The organism is Arthrobacter sp. G.S.26 (assembly GCF_050847375.1).
Lineage (GTDB): Bacteria > Actinomycetota > Actinomycetes > Actinomycetales > Micrococcaceae > Arthrobacter.
Genome location: NZ_CP193752.1, coordinates 3,169,406 through 3,195,183, shown reverse-complemented (window position 1 = coordinate 3,195,183; position 25,778 = coordinate 3,169,406). Strand labels below are relative to the sequence as shown.

At 67.6% G+C, this 25,778-nt stretch carries 23 protein-coding genes; 16 read left to right on the top strand and 7 right to left on the bottom strand.

The window, feature by feature from the left end; genetic code table 11:
- The first annotated feature begins 37 nt into the window (after positions 1-37).
- Positions 38-2,107, top strand: a complete 2,070-nt coding sequence (locus ACRB8A_RS14670) for a PhoX family protein (RefSeq protein WP_285241681.1) — start codon at positions 38-40, stop codon at positions 2,105-2,107.
- Between the two features lie 194 nt (positions 2,108-2,301).
- Complete coding sequence (menD, locus tag ACRB8A_RS14665; protein WP_432244949.1) at positions 2,302-4,044, top strand: 2-succinyl-5-enolpyruvyl-6-hydroxy-3-cyclohexene-1-carboxylic-acid synthase; 1,743 nt, start codon at positions 2,302-2,304, stop codon at positions 4,042-4,044.
- Between the two features lie 98 nt (positions 4,045-4,142).
- Here menD and ACRB8A_RS14660 read toward each other — a convergent pair whose 3' ends face one another.
- The 4 genes from ACRB8A_RS14660 to ACRB8A_RS14645 all read right to left on the bottom strand — a co-directional run bounded on the left by ACRB8A_RS14660 (position 4,143) and on the right by ACRB8A_RS14645 (position 8,253).
- The gene (locus ACRB8A_RS14660) at positions 4,143-4,946 is read right to left on the bottom strand and encodes an amino acid ABC transporter ATP-binding protein (protein ID WP_050683527.1); all 804 of its coding nucleotides are present in this window, start codon (positions 4,944-4,946) and stop codon (positions 4,143-4,145) included.
- Between the two features lie 12 nt (positions 4,947-4,958).
- Positions 4,959-5,750, bottom strand: a complete 792-nt coding sequence (locus ACRB8A_RS14655) for an amino acid ABC transporter permease (protein ID WP_050683528.1) — start codon at positions 5,748-5,750, stop codon at positions 4,959-4,961.
- 108 nt (positions 5,751-5,858) lie between these two features.
- The gene (locus ACRB8A_RS14650; protein WP_056596807.1) at positions 5,859-6,659 is read right to left on the bottom strand and encodes an ABC transporter substrate-binding protein; all 801 of its coding nucleotides are present in this window, start codon (positions 6,657-6,659) and stop codon (positions 5,859-5,861) included.
- A gap of 199 nt (positions 6,660-6,858) precedes the next feature.
- On the bottom strand, positions 6,859-8,253 hold the full coding sequence (locus tag ACRB8A_RS14645; protein WP_050683530.1) for an isochorismate synthase: 1,395 nt from the start codon (positions 8,251-8,253) through the stop codon (positions 6,859-6,861).
- Positions 8,254-8,354: 101 nt separating this feature from the next.
- On the opposite strand from ACRB8A_RS14645, the gene ACRB8A_RS14640 reads away from it, so the two are divergent.
- From ACRB8A_RS14640 to ACRB8A_RS14630, 3 genes are read left to right on the top strand one after another with little or no spacing between them, the layout of a single operon-like run.
- The gene (locus ACRB8A_RS14640; protein WP_082484014.1) at positions 8,355-9,131 is read left to right on the top strand and encodes a demethylmenaquinone methyltransferase; all 777 of its coding nucleotides are present in this window, start codon (positions 8,355-8,357) and stop codon (positions 9,129-9,131) included.
- A gap of 4 nt (positions 9,132-9,135) precedes the next feature.
- Positions 9,136-10,467, top strand: coding sequence for a geranylgeranyl reductase family protein (locus tag ACRB8A_RS14635; RefSeq protein WP_432244948.1), 1,332 nt, complete (start codon positions 9,136-9,138; stop codon positions 10,465-10,467).
- Complete coding sequence (locus ACRB8A_RS14630) at positions 10,464-11,564, top strand: polyprenyl synthetase family protein (protein WP_056596820.1); 1,101 nt, start codon at positions 10,464-10,466, stop codon at positions 11,562-11,564. Before ACRB8A_RS14635 ends, ACRB8A_RS14630 begins: the two co-directional genes overlap by 4 nt.
- A 279-nt stretch (positions 11,565-11,843) precedes the next feature.
- Here ACRB8A_RS14630 and ACRB8A_RS14625 read toward each other — a convergent pair whose 3' ends face one another.
- Together ACRB8A_RS14625 and ACRB8A_RS14620 are read right to left on the bottom strand one after the other, a co-directional pair.
- Positions 11,844-12,269, bottom strand: coding sequence for a hypothetical protein (locus ACRB8A_RS14625; RefSeq protein WP_050683534.1), 426 nt, complete (start codon positions 12,267-12,269; stop codon positions 11,844-11,846).
- Positions 12,270-12,282: 13 nt separating this feature from the next.
- Positions 12,283-12,951, bottom strand: coding sequence for a trimeric intracellular cation channel family protein (locus ACRB8A_RS14620; protein ID WP_050683535.1), 669 nt, complete (start codon positions 12,949-12,951; stop codon positions 12,283-12,285).
- Positions 12,952-13,012: 61 nt separating this feature from the next.
- Here ACRB8A_RS14620 and ACRB8A_RS14615 point away from each other — a divergent pair, with 61 nt between their 5' ends.
- The 11 genes from ACRB8A_RS14615 (at position 13,013) to ACRB8A_RS14565 (ending at position 25,259) form a co-directional block, all read left to right on the top strand.
- Positions 13,013-13,918: a sirohydrochlorin chelatase gene (locus ACRB8A_RS14615; protein ID WP_432244947.1), complete on the top strand. Its 906-nt coding sequence runs from the start codon at positions 13,013-13,015 to the stop codon at positions 13,916-13,918.
- 55 nt (positions 13,919-13,973) lie between these two features.
- Positions 13,974-15,719, top strand: a complete 1,746-nt coding sequence (locus ACRB8A_RS14610) for a nitrite/sulfite reductase (protein WP_056596827.1) — start codon at positions 13,974-13,976, stop codon at positions 15,717-15,719.
- Positions 15,683-16,441, top strand: a complete 759-nt coding sequence (locus tag ACRB8A_RS14605; RefSeq protein WP_432244946.1) for a phosphoadenylyl-sulfate reductase — start codon at positions 15,683-15,685, stop codon at positions 16,439-16,441. The genes ACRB8A_RS14610 and ACRB8A_RS14605 overlap by 37 nt, the downstream gene beginning before the upstream one ends.
- A complete protein-coding gene (cysD, locus tag ACRB8A_RS14600; RefSeq protein WP_056596828.1) occupies positions 16,438-17,388 on the top strand; it encodes a sulfate adenylyltransferase subunit CysD in 951 nt (316 codons plus the stop codon). The genes ACRB8A_RS14605 and cysD overlap by 4 nt, the downstream gene beginning before the upstream one ends.
- Positions 17,389-18,798, top strand: a complete 1,410-nt coding sequence (locus ACRB8A_RS14595) for a sulfate adenylyltransferase subunit 1 (RefSeq protein ID WP_050683540.1) — start codon at positions 17,389-17,391, stop codon at positions 18,796-18,798.
- A 187-nt stretch (positions 18,799-18,985) separates the two neighbouring features.
- On the top strand, positions 18,986-20,116 hold the full coding sequence (locus ACRB8A_RS14590) for an ABC transporter substrate-binding protein (RefSeq protein WP_050683838.1): 1,131 nt from the start codon (positions 18,986-18,988) through the stop codon (positions 20,114-20,116).
- A gap of 27 nt (positions 20,117-20,143) precedes the next feature.
- Positions 20,144-20,869 carry an ABC transporter ATP-binding protein gene (locus tag ACRB8A_RS14585; protein WP_050683839.1) on the top strand — a complete coding sequence of 242 codons (726 nt, stop codon included), beginning with the start codon at positions 20,144-20,146 and terminating at the stop codon, positions 20,867-20,869.
- Positions 20,859-21,812, top strand: a complete 954-nt coding sequence (locus ACRB8A_RS14580) for an ABC transporter permease (protein WP_432244945.1) — start codon at positions 20,859-20,861, stop codon at positions 21,810-21,812. Before ACRB8A_RS14585 ends, ACRB8A_RS14580 begins: the two co-directional genes overlap by 11 nt.
- Before the next feature lie 80 nt (positions 21,813-21,892).
- Positions 21,893-22,339: an SRPBCC family protein gene (locus tag ACRB8A_RS14575; RefSeq protein ID WP_050683841.1), complete on the top strand. Its 447-nt coding sequence runs from the start codon at positions 21,893-21,895 to the stop codon at positions 22,337-22,339.
- A gap of 91 nt (positions 22,340-22,430) precedes the next feature.
- A complete protein-coding gene (gene cobA, locus ACRB8A_RS14570; RefSeq protein WP_050683842.1) occupies positions 22,431-23,693 on the top strand; it encodes a uroporphyrinogen-III C-methyltransferase in 1,263 nt (420 codons plus the stop codon).
- A gap of 99 nt (positions 23,694-23,792) precedes the next feature.
- Positions 23,793-25,259, top strand: a complete 1,467-nt coding sequence (locus ACRB8A_RS14565; protein WP_056596834.1) for an FAD-dependent oxidoreductase — start codon at positions 23,793-23,795, stop codon at positions 25,257-25,259.
- A gap of 78 nt (positions 25,260-25,337) precedes the next feature.
- Here the strand turns inward: ACRB8A_RS14565 and ACRB8A_RS14560 are convergent, their stop codons facing one another.
- Entirely contained in the window at positions 25,338-25,778 is a 441-nt protein-coding gene (locus ACRB8A_RS14560) for an SRPBCC family protein (RefSeq protein WP_432244944.1), read from the bottom strand.

Below are 25,778 nucleotides of genomic sequence, written 5' to 3'. Positions count from 1 at the left end.
TGGGCCCGTCCCCATGACGACCTTTTGGAAGGCCCCCATGTCTGAAACGACCGCCCGCAAGTTCCCCCTGCTGCCCATGCTGGGGCACACCAAAGGCAAGCGCAGCGCCGTTACCTGCGCGCTGAAGTGCGACAACGCCTGCGCCAGCGAGGTCTGCAACACGAGCGAGAACGGCTACTTCCGCGACATCGCCTCCGCGACCCTCTCCCGCCGTGCCGCCCTGGGCTTCGGCGCCGCCGGTGCGCTCGCCGTCGTCCTCGGTTCAGCCGTGACCTCTGCGGAATCCGCCAGCGCCGCCGGACTGTCCCCGGCCGCCAAGGAGGGCTTCGCCAAGTCCAAGCTCCAGTTCACGCCCATCGCCGCCGTTGACGCCAGCGTGGATGCCGTGACGGTCCCCGACGGCTTCACCTGGCAGCCGGTGATCAGGTGGGGCGACCCGATCTTCGCCGACGCGCCCGCGTTCGACATCGCCAACCAGACGGCCGCCGCGCAGGAAAAGCAGTTCGGCTACAACAACGACTACACGGACATCCTGGAGATCCCGGGCAGCAAGGGCCGCCGCGCGGTGCTGTTTGCCAACCACGAATACACCAACGAAACCATCATGTTTCCGGCCACCATGCCGGCCGGCCAGGTGCGCGCTGTGGGGGCTGCCGCGCACGGGCTGTCGGTGGTGGAGCTGGAGCGCAAAAACAAAAACAAGCCGTGGAGCTACGTCAAGGGCGCCGGCCTGAACCGCCGCTTCCTGAACAGCACCGCCTACGAACTCACGGGTCCGGTGGCGGGCTCGCCGCTGGTCCGCACCGTCCAGGATCCCGCCGGCCGCACCATCAAAGGCACGCTGGGTAACTGCTCGGGCGGCACCACCCCCTGGGGCACCATCCTTTCCGGCGAGGAGAACTTCAACGGCTACTTCGTGGCGAAGGGCACCTCGGCCGCGGACAAGCGCTACGGCCTGGGCGCCAACCCGACGGTACGCCAGTGGGAGCTCGATGACCCGCGCTGGGATACCCGCAACCCCGGCTACGAAAACGAGGCCAACCGGTTCGGCTGGATCGTGGAGGTTGACCCGTTCGACCCCACCTCCACCCCGAAGAAGCACTCCTCCCTAGGCCGCTTTAAGCACGAGGGCGCCAACGTCATCGTGGCGAAGTCCGGGCACGTGGTGGCTTACTCCGGTGACGACGAGCGCTTCGACTACCTGTACAAGTTCGTCTCCGCCGGGAAGTACATCGAGGGCGACCGCAAGCACAACATGACGCTGCTCTCCGAGGGCAACCTTTACGTGGCCAAGTTCACCGGCAACTCGCCTGCCGCCGAGATCACCGGGGTTGGCAACGTGCCGGCCGACGGTGCCTTCGACGGCATCGGCCAGTGGCTGCCGCTGGTGGTGGACGGTGCGTCCGCGGTGCCGGGCATGTCCGTCGAGGAAGTCCTGGTCTACACGCGCCTGGCCGCCGACAAGGTGGGCCCCACCAAGATGGACCGCTGCGAGGACGTGGAGCCGAGCCTGCTGACCGGCAAGGTCTACGTGGCCTGCACCAACAACTCCAACCGCGGCGTCGGCGCCAACGAGGCCGCCACGGAAATGAACCCGCGCAACCAGAACCGCGACGGGCACATCGTGGAGATCACCGAAACCGGCGACCAGACCTCCACCACGTTCAGCTGGAACCTGCTGATGGTCTGCGGCGATCCCGCGCAGGGCGACGTCACCTACTTCTCCGGCTTCCCGGTGGACAAGGTCTCGCCCATATCCTGCCCGGACAACCTCGCCTTCGACTCCGTGGGCAACCTCTGGATCTCCACCGACGGCGCCCCCTCCGGCATCGGCAAAGCGGACGGGCTGTTCAAAGTCACCGTGGCCGGCAAAGACCGCGGCAAGGTGGAACAGTTCCTCGCGGTCCCGCGGGACGGCGAAACCTGCGGGCCCATCATCCACGACGACGAGCGCACCGTCTTCGTCTCGGTCCAGCACCCGGGGGAGGACGGTTCCTTCGGCGCGCAGGTCTCGTTCTTCCCCGACTACGTTGCAGAGGGTACGACGCCGGCACCCGGCGCGGTGCGGGCGCCCCGTCCCGCAGTGATCCAGGTTTTCCGCGGCTAACCCGGTCCCTGCCCCGGCCCTTGCCCCTGCCCCTGCCCCGCTCCCTCCTCCCGTTGCGCTATCACCTATGGTCGTCATTTGGGGGTTTTGACGACCATAGGTGATAGGGCAACGCGGGGGGAAGGGCATGGCGCGTCTGGTTGGTCGGGCAACGCGGGGGACGGGCGGGCCGTGCCGGGTGGCAGACTGGGTTGGTGACTTCGCACAACGAACCGGCTCCCCACCCCACCCCTGATCCGACCGGCCTGAGCGCCCTCGAGGCGGCGCGCGCCGCCGTCGAAACCCTGCTCGACGGCGGCGTGCGGCACGTGGTGGTGGCGCCCGGCTCCCGGTCCGCGCCCATGGCCTACGCCCTGGCCGAAGCGTCCGCCGCCGGCCTGGTGGACCTGCTGGTGCGCATTGACGAACGGGCCGCAGGGTTCACGGCCCTGGGCCTGGCACTGTCCACCGGCTCACCGGCCGCCGTGCTCACCACGTCCGGGACCGCTGTGGGAAACCTGCTGCCTGCAGTGATGGAAGCCAACCACGCCGCGGTGCCCCTGATCGTCCTGTCCGCGGACCGGCCGGACGAACTGCGCGGCACCGGCGCCAACCAGACCACCATCCAGCCGGACCTGTTCGGGGAGCATGTCCGGTTTGCTGCTGACATTGCGGCGGGCAGCAACCCGAAACGGGCCATCCGGGCCGGCCTCTCCGCGGCCACCGGCGCCTTCCCGGACATCCCGCCCGGGCCCGTCCAGCTCAACCTGGCCTTCCGGGACCCCCTGGTGCCGGCGGCCGGGGACCGGCTGCCTGCCGCGGTGGACCGGAAGCGGTTCCGGATCGGCACGGACCCCTTGGTGATGAACCTTCCGCCCGCCGCAGGCCATCTGCCGGAGCGGCGCACGGTGGTGCTGGCCGGGCACGATGCCGGCCCGGTGGCCGAGGCGTTCGCCCGCGCGCACAACCTGCCGCTGCTCGCCGAACCGTCCTCCAACGCCCGGTTCGGGCCCAACGCCGTGGGACCCTACCGGCTGCTGCTGGAGCACTTCGGAGCCGGATCAGCCATGCCCATCGAGCGCGTTGTGCTGTTTGGCCGGCCCACGCTCTCCCGCCCGGTGGCGGCGCTGCTGGCCCGCGCCGACGTGCCCTCGGCTTTCTACCAGCCCGTTCCGGTGGCCTGGTTCGAACCCGGCCGGCGCACTGAGCTGCCGCTGGACAGCCTGGCGGACCTCGCCGATTTCGCCGGCCGGGGACCCGCCCCGTGGCTGGACAGCTGGCTCCTGGCCGGCTCAGCAGCGCAGCATGCCCTGGACGGCATCCTTGCCGGCGTCCCTGCCGCGACGGGCCCGTCCACGGCGGCGCTGGTCTGGAAGCATGCCCGCGGCCAGCTCCTGCTGGGATCCTCGAACGGGATCCGCGACGCCGACCTGGCCGGCCTGCCCGCACCGGATCCTGCGGCTACCGTCTACGCCAACCGGGGCCTCGCCGGGATCGACGGCACCATCTCCACCGGCACGGGCATCGCCCTGGGCGGCGACCAGGAAACCACCATCCTGCTGGGCGACGTCACGTTCCTGCACGACGCCGGCGGCCTGCTGCTGGGCGCGGGGGAGGAACAGCCGGCGCTGCGGATTGTTGTCCTGAACGACGCCGGCGGGGCCATCTTCGACCTTTTGGAGCACGGGGAAGTGGCGGCCGGCGGAAACTACGGAGACGCCGTCGAGCGCCTCTTCGGTACCCCGCACGCCGTGGACATCTCGGCACTTGCGGCGGCGTACGGCGTCGGCCATTCCCTGGTGAGTACGACGGCGGGACTCGCCGAGGCATTGTCCCGGCCGGTGGCGGGGCGCAGCATTGTGGAGGTGCGCACCGAACGGGCGGGCCTGCGGGCGCTGCATGAGCGGATCAAGGCTGCCGTGGCTGCCGCTGCCGGGGGAGTCCTGGCCGGGCGCTGAGGGCCTTCAGGACGCGCAAATCTAACCCCGACGCGCAAATTCCCTGGCGCCCCCGGAATATATGGGGCGACAGGGAATTTGCGGGTCGAAAAGGCGGCCTACTCCTGGATGTCGATATGCGTGGGATCCAGGACCCGGCGCAGGAACTCCTGGGTGCGCGGCTGTGTGGGAGCGCTGATGACCTGCTCGGCCACGCCTTCCTCCACCACCACGCCGCCGTCCATGAACACCACACGGTCCGCCACTTCGCGGGCAAAGCCCATCTCGTGGGTGACCACCAGCATGGTCATGCCTTCCTTGGCCAGGTTCCGCATGACCGAGAGGACATCGCCCACGGTTTCCGGGTCCAGCGCGGACGTGGGCTCATCAAACAGCATCAGCTCGGGGTCCATGCTCAGCGCCCGGGCGATGGCCACGCGCTGCTGCTGCCCGCCGGACAGCTGATCCGGGAAGCGGTCGGCGAGGTGGCCCAGGCCCACCCGCTCCAGGTTGTGCAGCGAGACCTTGTCCGCCTCCGCCTGCGACCGCTTGAGCACCTTGGTCTGCGCGATCGAGCAGTTGCGCTTGGCGTCCAGGTGCGGGAACAGGTTGAACTGCTGGAACACCATGCCCACTTTGCGGCGCATTTTGTCGATGTCCACATCGGGGTGGGTCGCCTCGAAGCCGCCCACCTGGATGCTGCCCTGGTTGGGCTGCTCCAGAAGGTTGACGCAGCGCAGGAGCGTTGACTTGCCGGAGCCGGAGGGCCCGATCAGGCACACCACCTCTCCCGGTTTCACCTCGAGGCTGATCCCCTTGAGGACCTCGTTGGAGCCGTAGGACTTGCGCAGGTCCTTGATGGCGACCCCTGCTGCGTGGACTTTTGCGGCTCCCCCGCGGGGGCCGTTTACGACGTCGTTCATTGTCTTCCCTGCCTATCGCTTGGTCCGCGCGGAGCGGCTTTCGAACTTCCGGGCCAGGAGGCTCAGCGGGATGGTGATAACGAGGTAGAAGGCGCCGGCCACCAGCAGCGGCGTGAGGCCCGCACCCAGGCTGGAGATGCCGTCACGGCCGAACTTGGTGAGCTCGAACTGCGAGGCGGTCAGGCCCAGGACGTAGATCAGCGAGGAGTCCTTGGTCAGCAGGATGACCTCGTTGGTCAGCGGCGGGAGGACGATCTTGAAGGCCTGCGGAATCACGATGGACACCATGGCCCGCCACTGCGGCATACCCAGCGACCGGGCCGCTTCCAACTGTCCCTTGGGGACGGCCTGCAGACCGGCGCGGAGGGTCTCGGCGATATATGCCGAAGCCACCATACCGAGGGAAATCATCACGATGATGGTCACGTTCCACTGGACGCCGAACGCCAGCGGGACGCCGTAGCCGAAGGCGATGAACACCAGCAGCGCGGGGATGCCCCGGAAAAACTCGATGTAGCCGGTGGCGATCCAGCGGTACAGCGGGAAGCTGGAGAGCTTCATCAGGGCCAGGAGCAGGCCGCCGCTGAGGCCCACCACAAAGCCCAGGAACGTGTAGATCAGGGTGTTTTTCAGGCCAACCAGGAAGATGTCCGGGAACATGGGCCCGATCTTGCCGAAGTTGAAGACGCTGTTGGCCATGGTCTTCCAGTCCGTCGCCAGGATCAGCGCGGCGATAGCCACCACGAATATTCCGGCCTGGACATACAGGCTTACTTTGGCTCGCTGACGTGCGGTCAATGCCATGGGGTGCTCAATTCGTTGTGCGTGGCGAAGGCCCCGGACGGACGTTCATCCGTCCGGGGCCCCATTACCTGTATCTGCTGACCGGGGCCGCGTGGGCTCCGGTGCTCCTTACTTGGCGGTTTCGCCGAACCAGGCGGTCTGGAACTTGGCCAGGCTGCCATCATCGGTGAGGCGCTTGAGCGTGGTGTTAACCTGCTCCAGCATGGCGGTGTTGCCCTTCTTCACGGCAATGCCCAGCTTCTCGCCCGTGGTGTAGTCCTCAACGCGGGTGAACTCGGTGTTGTCCTTGATGGCGTAGCCCAGGACCGACTGGTTGCCCAGTGCCGCGTCGATGGTGCCGGCTTCGAGGGCCTGGACCAGGAGGCCGGAATCCTCGAACTGCTGCGCTTCGATGCCCTTTTCCTGCGCGTACTTGGCGCCGGTGGTGGCCTGCTGCACGCCAACCTTCTTGCCCTTGGCTGAGTCGACGTTCTCTACGCCGGAGCCTTCCTTCGCCACGAGGGTCAGGTCGTCATCCATGTAGGGGTCGGAGAAGTCCATGACGTTTTTGCGGACATCCGTGATGGAGACGGAGGAGATGGACACGTCGCAGCCGGTCAGTGCGGTGCCGGTCTCGATGGCCTCGAAGGAGCTGTCAACAATGTTGAGCTCGGCCTTCAGGTCCTTGGCGAGCTCGGTGGCGATGTCGATATCGAAGCCCACCGTCTTGCCGTCCTTCTGGAATTCGAAGGGCTCGTAAGGCACATCGGAGCAGATGGTCAGCTTGCCGGAGTTGATCAGCGAGATGCCGCCTTCGGAAGCTGCCGGGGTTGAACTGCCGCCGCACGCGGTGAGGGTGAGGGCACCCACGGCGAGGACTGCTGCTGCCTTGGCGGTCAATTTGGCCGTGGCCAGGGACTTGAGCTGCATGTTTCTTACCTTTTGTTGCAGGAGTATGCGGTACTAAATCGGTTCATAGTGTAGCGCCGATTATGAGATGTGCATCACAGGAAACTTAGTTTCACTATTGGATAACTAAAGCACAGTCGAAATCAAGGCCCCAGCCCGCGGGAGTGTCTGACATCCCGGACGTAGGTCCACCCACAGCTCTAAGGGACGGCGGCGTGGGTCAGGAGCTGATGCCCAGGGACTCCAGCATGGGGCGGAACTTGGCCCACGTCTCGGCCAGTTCGGCCTCCGGCTGGGAGCCTTCGACGATGCCGCAGCCGGCATACAGCCTGATGGTGTCCGGGGCTTCGATCACAGCGCCGCGCAGCGCGATGCCCCATTCGCCGTTCCCGGCCGCGTCCAGCCAGCCGACGGGTCCCGCGTAGGGCCCGCGGTCCATGTGTTCGAGCTTGCGGATCAGGGCGCCGGCCACCAGCGTGGGGGTGCCGCAGACCGCAGCGGTGGGATGCAGTGCGTTGATCAGGGCCAGGCAGGTGGGAACGTGCCCCTCCACCTCGGCCAATTCCGCCTTAACGTCTGACGCCAGGTGCCACACATTGGGCAGTTCCAGGATGAACGGCTCGTCGTGGGCGTTCATGGCCTCGGAAAACGGTGCCAGCTGCGTGGTGAGCGACTGGATGGCGATCTCGTGTTCGTGCCGCTGCTTCTCCGAGCCCGCCAGTACCCGCTCGGCAAATTCCAGCGGCGAGCCGGCCATGCCCTCGGCGTCACGCCGGTCCAGGGTTCCGGCCAGGACGCGGGCCTGCGCGGTCCGGCCTTCCACCTGGATCAGCATCTCGGGGGTGGACCCCACCAGCCCGTCCACGCCGTAGGTCCAGCATTCGCGGTACCGGACCGCCAGCTGCTGCAGGATCGCCGCCGCGTTGACACCCTCCGGAATGGTGGCAACAACGTCACGGGCCAGGACCAGCTTTTCCAGTTTCCCGGCGCGGATCTCTTCGACGCCGGCCGTCACGGCTGCCATCCAGTCGTGCTCGCTGAGGGAACCGGATTCGAGTTTAGGCGCGACGGCGGCAGCAGGTTCCGCCGGCAGCGCGGCGCCGGGACGGCCGGCGTCGCCATGGCCGGCAGCAGGGGCAGCGGCAGGGGAGCCGGAGCCGGCGGACTCGGCAGCAGCAGGGGCGTCGGACTCCAGCCACCCCGCAAGCGCGGCGCGGGCGCCCGCTTCGGTGAGTGGGCCGCCGTCGAACGCCATCTGGGTGAGCCAGGCGCGGCCGTCCCGGACGCCCACCACAATCTCCGGCACAATCAGCCGGGAGCGGTGGCTGGAGACCTTGGAGAATGCGAAGGAACCGAACGCCACGGGACCGGTGCCGGGCAGCTCAACGGAGTCCGTGATCTCAGCCTCGAGGACCAGGTGCCGCCACCATATGTCAGCTTCGAGGAAGCGGTCGGGCCCGCTGGCGGTGAAGCGGGTTATCTCGCCAAAACCCACCAGGCCGGCCTCGCGGCGGGTCCAGCAAAGGACGTCGTCCCGGACCAGAAACGAGGGCAGCCCCCCGGGGAAAGTGGTTCCATCCAGGGGGACTGTCAGGGTGCGGAACGTGCTCGTCATGATGAGACAACAGTACTCCCGCGTACCCCGCCCCCGGTCAGTGCCTGAATTGGGCGCCGAAGGTGGTCCGCAGCCTGCTGAACATTTGAGACAATGGACTGGTGAACCGAGCATCCTTGGATAAGCGTCCGGACGAAGTAGCCACGATGTTTGACGACGTCGCACCGAAATACGACGTCGTCAACGATGTCCTGTCCATGGGACAGACGCGCCGCTGGCGCAAGGTTGTGGTGGACGCGATGGAAGTCTCCAAGGGCCATCGGGTCCTGGACCTCGCCGCCGGCACCGGCACCTCCAGCGAGCCATATGCGGATGCGGGCATAGACGTGGTGGCCTGCGACTTCTCCCTGGGCATGCTCAAGGTGGGCAAGCGCCGCCGCCCGGACATCAACTTCATCGCCGGTGACGCCACCAACCTGCCGTTCGCGGACAACACCTTTGACGCGAGCACCATTTCCTTTGGCCTGCGCAACGTCAACGAGCCGCGCAAGGCCCTGGCCGAGATGCTCCGCGTCACCAAGCCCGGCGGACGCCTGGTCATCGCCGAGTTCTCCTCGCCCGTGGTGCCGCTGTGGCGCACCATGTACACCGAATACCTGATGCGCGCGCTGCCCGCCATCGCCGTCAAGGTGGCCTCCAACCCGGACGCCTACGTCTACCTCGCCGAGTCCATCCGGGCCTGGCCGGACCAGGACCACCTGGCCGCGTGGCTGCAGGAAGAGGGCTGGGAAAACGTGACCTACCGCAACCTGACCGGCGGCATCGTGGCCGTCCACCGCGCCTTCAAGCCCGCAGATTCGGCTCCGGACAGCGCGGCCGCCGCCATCGCCGCGCACAAGGGCCCGGTGGCAAAGCTGCGCCGCAACATCGTCCGCTAAGACTGTGAAGGTACTGATAGTCGGCGCAGGCCCGGCCGGATCCACCGCCGCGTACTACCTGGCCAAGGCCGGCCTGGACGTCACGGTCCTGGAAAAGACCAGCTTCCCCCGCGAGAAGGTCTGCGGCGACGGGCTTACCCCCCGCGCCGTCCGTGAAATCCAGAAGCTTGGCCTGCCGCACCCCGAAGGCGAAGGCTGGCGCCGCAACAAGGGCCTGCGCCTGATCGCCGGCGGCCGCACCATCGAACTCCCGTGGCCCGAGGTCTCGGACTTCCCGCAGTACGGCCTGATCCGCACCCGCCTGGGCTTCGACGAGGAGCTGGCCCGGCACGCCCAGGCTGCCGGCGCCGAAATCCTGGAACGGCACAGTGTCACCGAAGCCCTCCGCGACGACAGCGGCCGCGTCACCGGCGCCCGCGCCGCGATCCTGGACGGGAACGGACGCAAGACGGGGCAGACGCGCGACTTCAGTGCCGACGTCGTCCTCGCCGCGGACGGCAACTCCACCCGCACCGCCGTCTCCCTGGGCATGCACAAACGCGACGACCGGCCCCTCGGCGTGGCCGTCCGCACCTACTTCACCAGCCCCCGCACCGACGACGACTGGATGGAAGGCTGGCTGGAACTTCCCGGCCGCGACGGCAAGCTCCTTCCCGGTTACGGCTGGGTGTTCGGCGTGGGCGACGGCACCTCCAACGTGGGCCTGGGCATCCTGAACTCCTCCAAGGACTTCGGCAAGCTGGACTACAAGCAGGTGCTCCGCGAATGGACCGCCGGCATGCCCGCCGAGTGGGGCTTCACGCCCGAGAACCAGGTGGGCGAAATCCGCGGCGCCGCGCTGCCCATGGGCTTCAACCGCACCCCGCACTACTCGCCGGGCCTGCTCCTGCTGGGTGACGCCGGCGGCATGGTTTCCCCGTTCAACGGCGAAGGCATCTCCTACGCCATGGAATCCGCGCGGTTCGCCGCCGAGTTCATCATCGACGCCTCCTCGCGCACCGCCTCCTCCGGTGGAACGTACGACGCCGATGCGCACCTTTCGCGGTACGCGGACTACGTGCGGGACCAGTGGGGATCCCACTTCACCCTGGGCCGGGCCTTCGCCGCGCTGATCGGCAAACCCGCCATCATGAAACTCGCGCTGCGCACCGGCATGCCCATTCCGGTGCTGATGAAGTTCGTGGTGCGCCTGCTGGCCAACCTCACGGATCCGTCAGCCAAGGGCTTCGAGGACCGGGCCATCCGGCTCCTGGAATCGCTGGTTCCCGCCACATCCAACACCCCGTCTGCTTCGAACCAGCGGTATCCGCAACAAAAAGTTAGGGTTAACCCGTGACCAACGCCGCAGACCACAGCTGGACCCATGCCGGACACGGCAGCACCGACGCTGAGCCGTCCCTGAATACCAGCGCCATCGCCACCGGGCTCCAGCTGCCCGCAGGGTTCGCAGCCATCGCCGAAGATGCCGACCTGGGCCCCGCCATCACCACCAACCTGGCCAAGGTGGAGAAGAAGCTGCGCGAGGCAATCGCCAACTCCGACCCCCTGGCCGACGCCACGTCCCGGCATTTGGTGGAAGCCGGCGGCAAGCGCATCCGGCCGCTGCTGACCCTGCTCTGCGCACACCTCGGTGACGCTTCGCTGCCCGCCGTGGTGCAGGCCGCCGTGGTGGTGGAACTGACCCACCTGGCCACGCTGTACCACGACGACGTGATGGACTCCGCCCCGTTCCGCCGCGGTGCTCCCACCGCCCATGAGGTGTGGGGCAACTCCGTGGCCGTCCTGACCGGGGACCTTATTTTCGCCCGTGCCTCCATCCTGGTGTCCGAGCTCGGTTCCCGGGCGCTGGGCATCCAGGCCCGCACGTTTGAGCGGCTGTGCCTCGGCCAGCTGCACGAGACCGTGGGGCCGCGGCCGGACGAGGACCCGGTGGAGCACTACCTGTCAGTCATTGCGGATAAGACCGGTTCGCTGGTTGCCGCTTCCGGGCAGCTGGGTGCCATCTTTGCCGGCGCCGACGAAGCCTATGAATCCCTGCTGGTGGAGTACGGCGAGAAGGTAGGTGTTGCCTTCCAGCTCGCCGACGACGTCATCGACGTCACCGGGGTCAAGGTCAAGTCCGGGAAATCCCCCGGAACCGACCTCCGCGAAGGTGTCCCCACGCTACCCGTCCTGTTCCTCCGGCGCGATGCGGCTGCCGGCGACGAGTCCGCCGTCGAACTCCTGAAGCTCATTGACGGCGACCTGACCTCGGACGAGGCCCTGGCTGCCGCCGTGGCGGGCCTGCGCGGGCACGCCGTGACAGCTGAATCATGGGTGGTGGCACGCCGCTGGGCCGATGAGGCCATCGCCGCGCTGGCGCCGTTGCCCGAAGGTGTGGTCAAGTCCTCGCTGTCCAACTTTGCGCTGGCAGTCGTGGACCGGGCCAGCTGACATTTTGTGTGGAGCCCGGCGCCCCTACGGGTGCCGGGCTCTTTTTGTCTGTTCGTTAGGCGGGGCCTGCGCTAAGGGGCCTGTTAAACGGGACAGCCCCGGTTCGCAGCAAGGGATACGAGCTATCCGTTGCGTAGAACCGAGGCTATCTCTCCGTTCGCATCAGATCCGCCGGAGGCGTTTAGCGGATCCATGAAGAGTCTATGACAGTTTTGTCATATTGCGCAAGAGGCTTGTTATTGGAATTGTCACGAAGAGGTGTGTGCTGAAAGCCCGAGGCTAGGACTCGTCGTCCTCGAAGGCCCACTCGAACATGTCAAAGACGAACTCAGAGAAGGTTCCCTCTTCCGACTTCCACTGCGCGCGGGCATTGTTGCGCCGGTAGACGATCGGATCCGGGACGCCGAGGTCGCCGATCCGGAAGCCCCAGGTGAACTGTTCTTCCTCGTCCTCAAGGAACATCAGGAAGCCTTCGTCATCAACTTCGAGCTCTTCAGGGTCCCAGAAGTAGTGGTAGGCCTCCATGAGGTCCTCGCAGCCGCCGATGGCCAGGTAGAACTCGCGCAGCACCAGGGGAATCTCGAACTGGTGGTCGGCCAGGGCGGTGTCCAGCTCCTCGGCGGTGAGGCCGTCAGCTTCCTGCCATTCATCCTCGAGATACTTCGGAACCAGCGCGCGGAATTTCTCGAGGAACATGTCAGTCATGCTCATATCCTAGCTAATTCCGGGTGCCCGGTTTGCCGCCGCCGGACTGCCGCCGGTGCCGTCCATGGACCGCCATCGGCATGGTCCACGCACGGCGCCAGGCCACAACGCGGAATGCAAAAACCAGGGCGGCGACGCCGAAGGCCGTCAGGCCGTTGAACAACCCGCCCAGCCAGAGCAGGGTGGTCAGGGCGGCGCCGGTGAAAGCCGGGACTGCATAGAGGTCACCGTTGTTGAAAAGCTGGGGCACCTCGTTGGCCGTGACGTCGCGCAACAGACCGCCGCCCACGGCCGTGGTGACACCCAGCAGGATGGCCGAGTACGGGTTCATGCCCAGCGAAAGTGCCTTGAGCGTGCCGGTGATGCAGAACAGTGCCAGCCCGCCGGCATCAAAGAGGACCAGCAGCGAGGTGAAACGCTGGACGCTGGAATACAGCGAGTAGACCAGGAACGTGGCCAGCAGCGGCGGCAGCAGGTACGCCGGATTGGTGAACGCGGCCGGAACCGTGTTGAGGATGATGTCACGGATCACCCCGCCGCCCAGCGACACCAGGGACGCCAGGAGCAGGGAGCCCACTAGATCGAACTGTTTCCGGGCGGCCAGCAGCGACCCGGAGACGGCAAAGAAAAAGACGCCGGCCAGGTCCAGCCAGACCAGGGCGATGTCAAAAGGGAATGTCATTGGAACGTCCCGGTCATTCTCGGAGGGCGGACAAGGCGGCTCCAACGTTACGCTAGCCCGTATGAACAGCCCGATCATGATCGCCTGCGCCCACGGAACGTCCAGCGACATAGGGGGTGCCGAAGTCAACGGCCTCCGCGCCGGAATCTCCGCCCTGCGGCCCGGCCTGGACGTCCGCGAGTCCTACGTGGACGTGCAGGACCCGGACCTGGTGGACGTGATGGCCGGCCTGCCTGAAGGGGAGGCCGCAGTGGTGGTCCCGCTCCTGCTGAGCGTGGGGTATCACACAAAAGTCGATATCGCCCGGGCCGTGGGCAGCCGCGCCAACAGCCTGGCCTCAGCGCCGCTGGGGCCGGACCCGCGGCTGGCGGAGGTCCTGGACCAGCGTTTGCGGGAAGCGGGAATCACCGCGGACGACGCCGTGGTGCTGGCCGCCGCCGGATCTTCCAACCCAGACGCTGCAGTCAGCGTCCAGGAGGTGGCAGCGCACCTGCGGAAACTGCGCGGCAACAGGATTGTGCCGGCGTACGGTGCAGCCGAGAAACCTTCCGTGCCGGACGCCGTGGCCGCGCTCCGGGCCGAATATCCCGGGGGAGAGGGCAAGGGGCGGGTCATCATCGCTTCCTACCTGTTGGCCCACGGGTTCTTCCACGACCAGCTGGCCAAAGCCGGGGCCGACGTGGTGGCCGAGCCGCTGCTGCCCTCCGACGTGCTGGCCCAGGTTGCCTTGGACCGCTACGACCACGCCGTCGCCGGCCACACAGCGCCCCAGGCCGGAGCACCTTCAGACACAGCACCCCAGCCCGAAGCACCCCCGGAAACGGCGCCCCGAGCTGCAGCGCCGGCGGCAGCACCGGCGTCGGCCGCGGCGGAAACCGAGGCAGCGGAGGCACCTGCCGGTCCTGCACAGAAGCGGAGCCTGCCGGGCATCGTGAAGCGTTTCGTGACGAAATATTTCCCTAGGTGACTTAGCGTTTCCCGAACCTTTGTGACGCCATTCGGGCGGGACCTACAGTCGATGCATGACTGATACAGCTCTAGCCGGAGCGTCTGCGGATTCCGCTGGCGCCAAGCGCCCTGCCCGCTCGTCCCGTCCCGCCGCAAAGCCGCACGGGCAGTGGAAAGTGGACGGCAAAACGCCGCTGAACGCCAACGAAACCTGGAAGCAGGAAGACGATGGCCTGAACGTGCGCGAGCGTATCGAGTCCGTCTACTCCAAAGAGGGTTTCGACTCCATCCCCGGCCAGGACCTGCACGGCCGGTTCCGCTGGTGGGGCCTCTACACGCAGCGCAAACCCGGGATCGACGGCGGCAAGACCGCAACGCTCGAGCCGCACGAGCTCGAAGACAAGTATTTTATGCTCCGCGTCAGGATCGATGGCGGTGCGCTGACCACCGAGCAGCTGCGCGTCATCGGGCAGATCTCCGTTGATTTCGCCCGGGACTCGGCCGACCTCACCGACCGGCAGAACATCCAGCTGCACTGGATCCGGGTGGAAGACATCCCCGAGATCTGGACCCGGCTCGAAAGTGTTGGCCTGTCCACCACCGAAGCCTGCGGCGACGTGCCCCGCGTCATCCTGGGCTCGCCCGTGGCCGGCATCGCCAAGGACGAAATCATCGACCCCACGCCGCTTATCGCGGAGCTGGGCGAGCGTTTCATCGGCAACCCGCTGCTGTCCAACCTGCCCCGCAAATACAAAACGGCCATCACCGGGCACCCCAGCCAGGACGTGGTCCACGAGATCAACGACTTCGCACTGGTGGGCGTCAAGCACCCCGAGTTGGGCATCGGCTACGACCTCTGGGCCGGCGGCGCCTTGTCCACCAACCCCATGCTGGGCAAGCGGCTGGGCGCGTTCGTGAAGCCGGAAGAGGCCGCCGAAGTATGGCTCGGCGTCACCAGCATCTTCCGCGACTACGGCTACCGGCGCATGCGCACCAAGGCCCGCCTGAAGTTCCTGATGGCCGACTGGGGCCCGGAGAAGTTCCGCCAGATCCTCGAAGACGAATACCTGGGCTACAAACTGGCGGACGGCCCGGCCGCGCCCAAGCCCACCACCCCCGGCGACCACATCGGTGTGCACGAACAGAAGGATGGCAAGTTCTTTATTGGCGCCACCCCGATGGCCGGCCGGCTGTCAGGTGCCGCGCTGGTCAAGCTCGCGGACACCCTCGAGGCCCGCGGCTCCTACCGCCTGCGCACCACCCCGCACCAGAAGCTTGTGGTGCTGGACGTTGCCAAGGACCAGGTGGAACCGCTGGTTGCCGAGCTCGACGCGCTGGGCCTCTCCGCCCGCCCGTCCGTGTTCCGCCGCGGCACCATTGCCTGCACCGGCATCGAATACTGCAAGCTCGCCATCGTGGAGACCAAGCTGACGGCGGCAACCGCCGTGGCCGAGCTGGAACGCCGCCTGGCGGACCTCGCCGGCTCCGGTGAACTGCCGCAGGCACTCTCTTTGCACATCAACGGCTGCCCCAACTCCTGCGCCCGCATCCAGACCGCGGACATCGGACTCAAGGGCATGATGCTGCCAACGCCCGACGGCGATCCCACCCCCGGCTTCCAGGTCCACCTGGGCGGCGGGCTGGCTTCCAACGAGCGCGAGGAAGCAGGCCTGGGACGCACCGTCCGCGGCCTCAAGGTGTACGTCAACGACCTGCCCGACTACGTTGAGCGCGTTGTCCGCACCTTCGTGGCCCAGCGTGCCGAAGGCCAGACCTTCGCCGAATGGGCCCACGCAGCAGACGAGGAGGCACTCCAGTGAGCACACACGTGGCACCTGCCAAACTCCGCTCCCACGATGAGCTGAAGGCCCTCGCCGAAGCCGGCGCCGCCGAGCTGGGCTGGGACGCCCCCGCCCGGGACGTCATCGCCTGGGTGGAGCGGAACTTCGAACTGCCCGCCGTGGCCGTGGCCTGCTCCATGGCCGACGCCGTCCTGCCGGCCCTCGTGGCCGACCAGCTTCCCGGCGTCGACGTCCTGTTCCTGGAGACCGGCTACCACTTCCCGGAAACCTACGCCACGCGGGACGAGGTGGCCGCGAACCTCCGCGTCAACGTGGTGGACGTGCTGCCCGAGACCACTGTGGAGCAGCAGGACCGGCTGCTGGGCAAGGACCTGTTTGCCCGGGACGCCGCCCAGTGCTGCGCGCTGCGCAAGGTGGGCCCGCTGCGCCGCACCCTGTCCGGCTACGAACTCTGGTTCACCGGAGTCCGCCGCGACGAGGCCCCCACCCGCACCAACACCCCGCTGGTGACCTGGGACGAGGCCAACGGCCTGGTCAAGGTCAACCCGGTGGCCGCCTGGACCTTCGACCAACTGGTCCAGTACTCCGATGACAACCTCCTTCCCGTCAACCCGCTGCTGTCGCAGGGCTACCCGTCCATTGGCTGCCAGCCCTGCACCCGGAAGGTGGCGCCGGGCGACGACCCCCGCGCCGGCCGCTGGGCAGGAACCGACAAGACAGAATGCGGACTTCACACATGAGCACACCCATCACAGCTGACGCCTACGCAGCAGATGCCGCCCCTTTGCAGTCGACCCGGCTGAGCAGCCTGGACACCCTCGAGTCCGAGGCCATCCACATCATCCGTGAAGTGGTGGCAGAGTTCGAGAAGCCCGCGCTGCTGTTCTCCGGCGGCAAGGACTCCGTGGTGATGCTGCATCTGGCCACCAAGGCGTTCTGGCCCGGCAAGGTACCGTTCCCCGTGCTGCACGTGGACACCGGCCACAACTTCCCTGAGGTCCTGGACTTCCGGGACCGCACCGTGGAGCGCCTGGGCCTGAAACTGGTGGTGGGCTCCGTGCAGGAATTCATCGACAGCGGCGAGCTCGCAGAGCGCGCCGACGGCACCCGCAACCCGCTGCAGACGGTCCCGCTGCTGGACGCGATCCAGCGGAACAAGTTCGACGCGGTCTTCGGCGGCGGCCGCCGCGACGAGGACAAGGCCCGCGCCAAGGAACGGATCCTGAGCCTCCGCGACGAATTTGGCCAGTGGGACCCGCGCAACCAGCGCCCCGAACTGTGGAACCTGTACAACGGCCGCCACACCGTGGGCCAGCACGTCCGCGCGTTCCCCATCAGCAACTGGACCGAGCTGGACATCTGGCGGTACATCGAGCGCGAGAACATCGAGCTGCCCGGCCTGTACTACGCCCACGAGCGTGAGGTTTTTGCCCGCGACGGCATGTGGCGTGCGGTGGGCGAGGTCAGCCAGCCGCTGCCCACCGAAAACGTCATCACCAAAACGGTCCGCTACCGCACCGTGGGCGACATGTCCTGCACAGGCGCCGTGGAATCCGACGCCTACACGGTGGCCGACGTGGTGGTGGAGGTTGCAGCCTCCACCCTGACCGAACGTGGCGCCACCCGCGCAGATGACCGCATCTCCGAGGCAGCCATGGAAGACCGCAAGAAGGACGGGTATTTCTAAATGAGCACCGAAACTTCACTCCTGGCCGCCGAGCTGGAGACAGCCCTGCCCACCACTTTGTTCCGGTTCGCCACCGCAGGATCGGTCGACGACGGCAAGTCCACTTTGGTGGGCCGGCTCCTGCACGACTCCAAGGCGATCCTTGCCGACACGCTCGACGCCGTGGCCCGCACCTCCGCGGACCGTGGCTTCGGCGGCGCCGCCGGCGGCATCGACCTGGCACTGCTCACCGACGGCCTGCGCGCCGAACGTGAGCAGGGCATCACCATCGACGTGGCCTACCGCTACTTCGCCACCGACCAGCGCAGCTTCATCCTGGCCGACTGCCCCGGGCACGTCCAGTACACCAAAAACACGGTGACGGGCGCGTCCACGGCGGATGCCGTCGTCGTCCTCATCGACGCCCGCAAGGGTGTGCTGGAGCAGACCCGCCGGCACCTTTCGGTGCTGCAGCTGCTGCGGGTGGCCCACGTGATTGTGGCCGTGAACAAGATTGACCTGGTGGACTTCAGCGAGTCCGTGTTCCGTGACATCGAAGCCGACGTGCAGAAGGTGGGCCGCGAGCTGGGCCTGGGCTCGGACGGGATCACCGACCTGCTGGTGGTTCCCGTGTCGGCCCTGGACGGCGACAACGTGGTGGAACGCTCGGCGCGGACCCCCTGGTACACCGGACCCGCCCTGCTGGAGGTCCTCGAAACCCTGCCGGCTGCCGACGAACTCGAAAGCCACCTGGAAAGCTTCCGCTTCCCGGTCCAGCTGGTGGTCCGGCCGCAGGGTGCGCTGGCTCCCGACGCCGTGGCCGCCGGGCTGGACGTGGAGGCCTACCGTGACTACCGCGCGTACGCCGGGCAGATCACCGAAGGCTCCGTCAAGGTGGGCGACCAGGTCTCCGTGCTCACGCCCGGCCAGGCCCCCCGCACCACCACGGTAGCGGGCATCGACTTTGCCGGCGCTGAACTGACCGAAGCCGCAGCGCCGCAGTCGGTGGCCATCCGCCTGGCGGATGAGTTCGACGTGGCCCGCGGTGACACCATCGCCGCCGCAGGGACCGTCCGCGAAGCTTCCGCCGACCTCTACGCAGCGCTGTGCTGGCTCTCGCCCAAGCCGCTCCGCGAGGGCGCCAAGGTGCTGGTTAAGCACGGTACCCGTACCGTGCAGGCGCTGGTCCGGAACGTCAGCGGCAAGCTGGACCTGGCATCGTTCCAGCTCGAGGCCGCCTCAACGCTGGAGCTCAACGACATTGGCCACGCGCAGCTCCGGCTCGCAGCGCCGCTGCCGCTGGAGAACTACCTGCACCACCGCCGGACCGGCGCGTTCCTGGTGATCGACCCCCTGGATGGCAACACCCTCGCCGCCGGCCTGGTCAAGGACCACCCGGGCGACCATGAGGACGAGCGCTACTCCATCTAAGCCGGCCGAAATCGCCGGAGCGCTGCGAAATCGCCGGAAATTTCCGGCGACCCCGCAGCGCTCCGGCGATTTCGCGTTTCCGGCGGAATGTGACGCCAGATGAACCCCCGTGACCCCCCGTTTCCGCGTCGTTGAACGGGTTTGGGTCACTCCCTATGGTGAAACAATGACTAGTTCCAAGCCCGGGATGACCCGCATCGTGGCAGGCGAAAGCGCTGCACCCCAGCGCAAGCGCGCGCTCGAAGCCGCCCTGGCCATCGGCCTGGTCCTGCTGATCGTGGTGGGGGCCGTGGTGTCGTCCACCGTCTCCCGCAACGCCAGCGCGGAAGCCGCCGAGCCCACACCCGCCGCCGAACTCAAACTCGGCTACTTCGGCAACGTCACGCACGCGCCGGCGCTGGTGGGCATCAAGCAGGGTTTCCTCGCCGAAGCCCTGGGCAACACCACGCTCAGCACCGAAACCTTCAACGCCGGGCCCGCCGCCATCGAGGCGCTGAACGCCGGTGCGATCGACGCCGCGTACATCGGCCCCAACCCCGCCATCAACTCCTTTGTGAAGAGCCAGGGCCAGTCCGTCAAGGTCATCGCCGGGGCAGCAGCGGGCGGCGCGCAGCTGGTGGTCAAACCGGAAATCAAAACCCCTGCCGACCTCAAGGGCAAAACCCTGGCCTCCCCGCAGTTGGGCGGCACGCAGGACGTGGCGCTCCGCGCCTGGCTGGCAGGCAACGGCTACAAAACCAACGTGGACGGCAGCGGCGACGTGGCCATCAACCCCACCGAAAACTCCCAGTCGCTGAAGCTTTTCCAGGACGGAAAGCTCGACGGCGCGTGGTTGCCGGAGCCGTGGGCCTCCCGCCTGGTGCTGACCGCCGGCGCCCAGGTTTTGGTGGATGAGAAGGATCTCTGGGACGGGGCGGAGACCGGCAAGCCCGGCGAATTCCCCACCACCATCCTGATCGTCAACCAGAAGTTCGCCGCCGACCACCCGGACACCGTGTCGGCCCTCCTCCGCGGCCATGCCAGGTCCGTGGACTGGCTCAACACCGCCCCCACCGCCGACAAAGCCGCCGTCATCAACGCAGCCCTGCAGGAATCGGCCGGCGCGGCACTGCCTGAGGACGTCCTGGCCCGGTCCCTGGCCAACATCACCTTCACCCTGGACCCGCTGGCCGGCAGCTACCCCCGGCTGCTGGCGGACGGCGTCACGGCGGGCACCACCAAGCAGGCCGACATCACCGGCCTGTTCGACCTCCGCGCCCTCAACGGCGTCACGGAGTCCGCAGCGAAGATTTCCGCGGCCGGCCTCGGCCAGGACTGACCACACCCCCTACCTAAGGACGGCACCATGCCAGTCGTACTGGAACATCTGGGCAAACGCTTCGGCGACGGCGCCCCGGTGCTGGACGACGTCAACGCCACCATCGGCAAAGGCGAGTTTGTCGCCCTCCTCGGTGCGTCCGGCTGCGGCAAATCCACCCTGCTGAACATCATCGCGGGACTGGAAGCGCCGTCGTCGGGCGCCTTGGAAGTACCCAGCGACGGCGCCGCGTTTATGTTCCAGGACGCCGCCCTGTTCCCCTGGCTGACCGCCCGGGAAAACATCGAGCTGGCGCTGAAGCTGCGCGGCGTGGGCAAATCCGAGCGCCGCATCAAGGCGCAGGAGCTCCTGGAACTGGTCCACCTGGGCACAGCCGGCGACAAGCGCCCGCACGAACTCTCCGGCGGCATGCGGCAGCGTGTGTCGCTGGCGCGTTCGCTCGCCCAGGACCGGCAGCTGCTGCTGATGGACGAGCCGTTCGCCGCCCTGGACGCCATCACGCGCGACCTGCTGCACGACGAGCTGGAGCGGATCTGGAAGGAAACCGGGCGCACCATCGTCTTTGTTACGCACAACGTCCGCGAGGCTGTACGGCTGGGCCAGCGGGTCCTGCTGCTGTCCTCACGCCCCGGCCGGGTGGTCCAGGAATGGGCCGTCACCGAGGAACACCACACCGATGCCGGACTCGCCGGCCAGCTGACCGGGGCCATCACGTCCCGGCTGCGGGAGGAGATCCGCCGCCATGCCAAGTAACCCCACCCCTCTCGCCGAGGTGCACCCGGACGCCCCCGATGAGGGCCACCGCTCCGTCCACGCCGCCCTGACCCGTTCGTCGTCCGGCCGGGAGGACCTGCGCGAGCTCGAAGCCGGCCTCGACTCCCTCCAGTCCGACGCCGACCGGAAGCACCGGATTGAGTGGAGCCGCATCCTGCTGCCCGTCGCCGCCCTGGTGGTGCTGGTGCTGATCTGGCAGTTTTACGTGTCCCTGGGCCTCAAGCGCCGCGACCTGGTGCCCGGCCCGCTGGACGTCCTGGGCCAGATCGGAGTCCTTTGGGGCGAGGGCAAACTGCAGGAGGCCGTGTGGACCTCGCTGCAGCGTGGCCTGGTGGGCTTCCTGATTTCGGTTGCCATCGCCACGCCCATCGGCCTGTTGCTCGCCCAGGTGGCGCCCCTGCGCCGGGCGTTCGGCCCGCTGATTTCCGGTCTGCAGGTGCTGCCGTCCGTGGCCTGGGTGCCGGCCGCGATCATCTGGTTCGGGCTGACCGACGCCACCGTGTACTTCGTGGTGTTTATGGGCGCCATCCCCTCCATCATTAACGGGCTCATCTCCGGCGTGGACCAGATCCCGCCGCAGTACCGCCGGGTGGGAACGGTGCTGGGCGCCTCGCGGCTGCAGATGGCGCTGCAGGTCATCCTGCCCGCCGCGCTGCCGGGTTACCTGGGCGGCCTGAAGCAGGGCTGGGCCTTCTCCTGGCGGTCCTTGATGGCTGCGGAAATCATTGCTGTGGGCGGCACCATTGGTTTCGGACTCGGCTCGTTGCTCGATCAGGGCCGCGTCCTGTCGGACATGACCATCGTGATGTCGGCCATCCTGCTGATCCTGGCCGTGGGCATCCTGATCGAACTGCTGGTGTTCGGGCCCATTGAGAAGCGGCTCCTGCGCAGCCGCGGTCTCCTGGCCGGCAGCACCCGCTAGCCCCCATCCAACCCCTGCAAAGCCCGACGGCCGGACACCAGCCGCCGGGCTTTGCCGTTTAAGCGTGTAAGACTGGCCTGGTGACCGTCAGCTTCGTGTGCCGTACCGAATCCACCCTGCCGCCGGAGCGGCTGTTCGACCTGGCGCGGAGCATCGACCTGCACGTCGAATCGCAGCGCGGCTCAGCGGAGCGGGCCGTGGCCGGGGTGACGTCCGGGCTGATTGGCCTGGGCCAGCAGGTGACCTGGCGGGCATGGCACTTCGGGATCCCGCTCACCATGACCAGCCGTGTCACCCGGCTGGACTTCCCGGAAAGCTTCACAGACGAACAGGTCCGGGGCCCCTTTGCGTCCTTCCGGCACGTCCACGGTTTCGAGGCCACACCCACGGGCAGCGTGATGACCGACTCGGTGGAATTCACCGCACCCCTCGGTGTGCTGGGCCGGCTGGCCGAAAAACTGGTGCTGGCCAGGTACCTGGAGCGGCTCATCGTGCGCCGCGGACGATACCTCGCCGGCCTCTCCTGACCCGCGTCCCTATGTGACGCAGCGTTACCTTAAGTGAACTGGTGTTGCCCGGCCTTTGTAGGCGAATGTGACGCGGCCCTACCGTTGAGCCATGGCAATTCAGGACATTTACCCCACGGCGCTGCGGCTTCTGGGCCGCCCCGTGCTGGTGGTGGGCGGCGGACCCGTCGCTGCCCGGCGTGCCAAGGGGCTGCTGGATGCAGGCGCCCGCGTCACCGTTGTGGCCCCCGCTGCCTGCGCCGCCCTGCAGGAACTGGCCGACGCCGGCCTCCTGGCCTGGGTGCCGCGCCCCTACCTTTCCGCCGACGTGGACGGCGCCTGGTTCGTCCAGACCGCCACGGGCAACGCCGCCGTGGACGCGCAGGTTTCTGCCGACGCCGAAGCGCAGCGCATCTGGTGCGTGAACGCTTCCAACCATGAAACTTCCGCCGCGTGGACCCCAGCCGTCGCCGAGGTGGATGACGTCAAGATCGCCGTCAACGCCGGGGGAGACCCGCGCCGCGCCATGGCAGTCCGTGACGCCGTGGCCACCGCACTGGAAACCGGCGACCTGCCGCTGCGCCGCCGCCGCGCCCACCGGGGTTCCGTGGCGCTGGTTGGCGGCGGTCCCGGAGATGCCGGCCTGATCACCGTCCGTGGCCGCCGGCTGCTGGGCCAGGCCGACGTTGTGGTTGCCGACCGGCTGGGCCCCCGCGGCTTGCTGAAGGAACTGGCACCCGATGTCCGCATCATCGAAGTGGGTAAGACCCCCGGCCACCACCCGGTGCCGCAGGCGGAGATCAACCGGATCCTTGCCGACGAAGCCCTGCAGGGTCACCGCGTGGTCCGGCTCAAAGGCGGGGACCCATATGTGCTGGGCCGCGGCGGCGAAGAAGCCGAGTACTGCCGTCAGCGCGGCGTCGAGGTGGAGGTGGTGTCCGGGGTGACCTCGGCCATCTCCGTCCCCGCCGCAGCAGGCATTCCCGTAACCCACCGCGGCCTGGCCAAAGGCTTCAGCGTGGTCACCGGCCATGAGGAACTTTCGGAAGTCCCCGCCCGCGCCGACCACACCATTGTGCTGCTGATGGGCGTGGCCCAGCTCCGCGAATCCGCGTCCGCCCTCCGCGGAGCAGGCCTGCCGGGGGACACCCCGGTTGGTATTGTTGAAAACGGCTACCTGCCGGACCAGCGCGTCACGATTGGCACCCTCGGTTCCATCGCCGACCAAGCGGAAGCGGCCGGCGTCGCCAATCCAGCAGTGATCGTCATCGGTGACGTGGTGCGCGTGAGCCCCTTCGCCCCGGCGCACTTCCGGACCGCTGACTACAGCACCACCACCCCGAACCGTCCCCGTACCGCCCGAGTCACCACCTAGCCCCCCACCCAACTGACTCGCAGTTGTTGTCGTTTTGAACGCTCAAAACGACAATAACTGCGAGTCAGTTGGGAAGGAACGAACAAAAGGAACACAGCCGTGTCATCAAGCACTTCCGTAGGTTCTGCCGAGCGTCCCCTGCGCGTCGCCGTTGTGGGTTCCGGCCCGGCCGGTGTCTACGCAGCGGACATCCTCACCAAGAGCGAGGCCGTCAAAAGCGGCGAACTGACCGTCAGCATCGACCTGTTCGACCGCTACCCGGCTCCCTATGGCCTGATCCGCTACGGCGTGGCCCCGGACCACCCGCGCATCAAGGGCATCGTCAACGCCCTGCACAAGGTCCTGGACCGCGGCGACATCCGCTTCTTCGGCAACGTGGACTACGGCACCGACATCACCATCGAGGACCTCCGCACGCACTACGACGCGGTCATCTTTGCCACGGGTGCCATCAAGGACGCGGACCTGAACATCCCCGGCATCGAGCTGGACGGCTCCTACGGCGGCGCGGACTTTGTCTCCTGGTACGACGGCCACCCGGACGTGTCCCGCGAATGGCCGCTGGAGGCCACGGAAATCGCCGTGATCGGCAACGGCAACGTGGCCCTGGATGTGGCCCGCGTCCTCTCCAAGCACGCCGATGACCTGCTGGTCTCCGAGATCCCGGAGAACGTCTACGCCGGCCTCAAGGCCTCGCCCGTTACCGACGTGCACGTCTTTGGCCGCCGCGGCCCGGCCCAGGTCAAGTTCACCCCGCTGGAGCTGCGCGAGCTGAGCCACTCCAAGGACGTGGACATCATCCTGTACCCGGAGGACTTTGAGTTCGACGAGGAATCGGACCGCCTGATCCAGAGCAACAACCAGGTCAAAACCATGGTTGGCACGCTCACCAACTGGATCGCCGAGCAGCCGGAGGACCTCTCCGAGCTCACCGCCTCCCGACGCCTGCACCTGCACTTCCTGCACAGCCCGGTGGAAATCGTCGACTCCCCGGAAACCCCGGGCAAGGTGGCCGGCATGCGCTTCGAGCGCACCGAACTGGACGGCACCGGGAACGCCCGCGGCACCGGCGAGTTTGTGGACTACCCGGTCCAGGCCGTGTACCGCGCGATCGGCTACTTCGGTTCGGCCCTGCCGGAGATCGAGTTCGACCACAAGAAGGGCGTGGTGCCGAACGACGGCGGCCGCGTCCTGGACGCCGCAGGCACCCACGTGCCGGGCATCTACGCCACGGGCTGGATCAAGCGCGGACCCGTGGGCCTGATCGGCCACACCAAGGGCGACGCCCTGGAGACCGTCACGTACCTGCTGGAAGACCGCGGGAACCTGCCGGTAGCCGCAGTGCCCGAGGCGGACGCTGTGGTTGAACTCCTGGACACCCGCGGCGTGAAGTTCACGTCCTGGGAAGGCTGGCTGGCCCTGGACGCCCATGAGCTGGCGCTCGGCGCTGCCGCCACCGAAGCCGGCGGCTCGCACGGTGTGGAGGTCAAGCGGGAACGCATCAAGGTGGTGCCCCGCGGGGACATGGTGGCCATCTCCCGCGACGGCGTCGCCGCCCAGGTCTAAGGGTTTTCGGAAAGCATAAGAACGCGGGGCCGCCCGCACCTGTTCAAGTGCCGGTGGCCCCGCGTGGCGTTTAACCCCTCAACGCCCTGCCCCGCCTGCTGCCATCAGCTCCAACCGGCGCAGCGTTTCGCGGTTCCGCACGTCGATGGCGGGGTCCCGCAGGAACTTGGGCACCACGGTGCCGGGCCCCTTGATGGCGTCCTCGGAAATCGTCACCAGGCAGCTGGCGCCCCGGTCTTCCAAGCTGATCACCACCTTGGCCTCACCCATGGGCCAGCCGCGGGCCACCATTTCCAGCGAGCGGCCCGGGGTTACTGCCCTTACCCGGGTGCTGTCGTTGATCACCAGCGGCCACGCGCCCACTGAGTGGTGCAGCTGCGTGCCAGCAAGCGGCCAGTCCGGGTCCACGGCGCGGATCCGGGACGCACCCACCACCCAGCCGGAGTACAGCCAACCGTCAGCGATCACCCGCCACACGTCCTCGGCTGAGGAATTGAAGAGTTGGGACACAGTGGACAT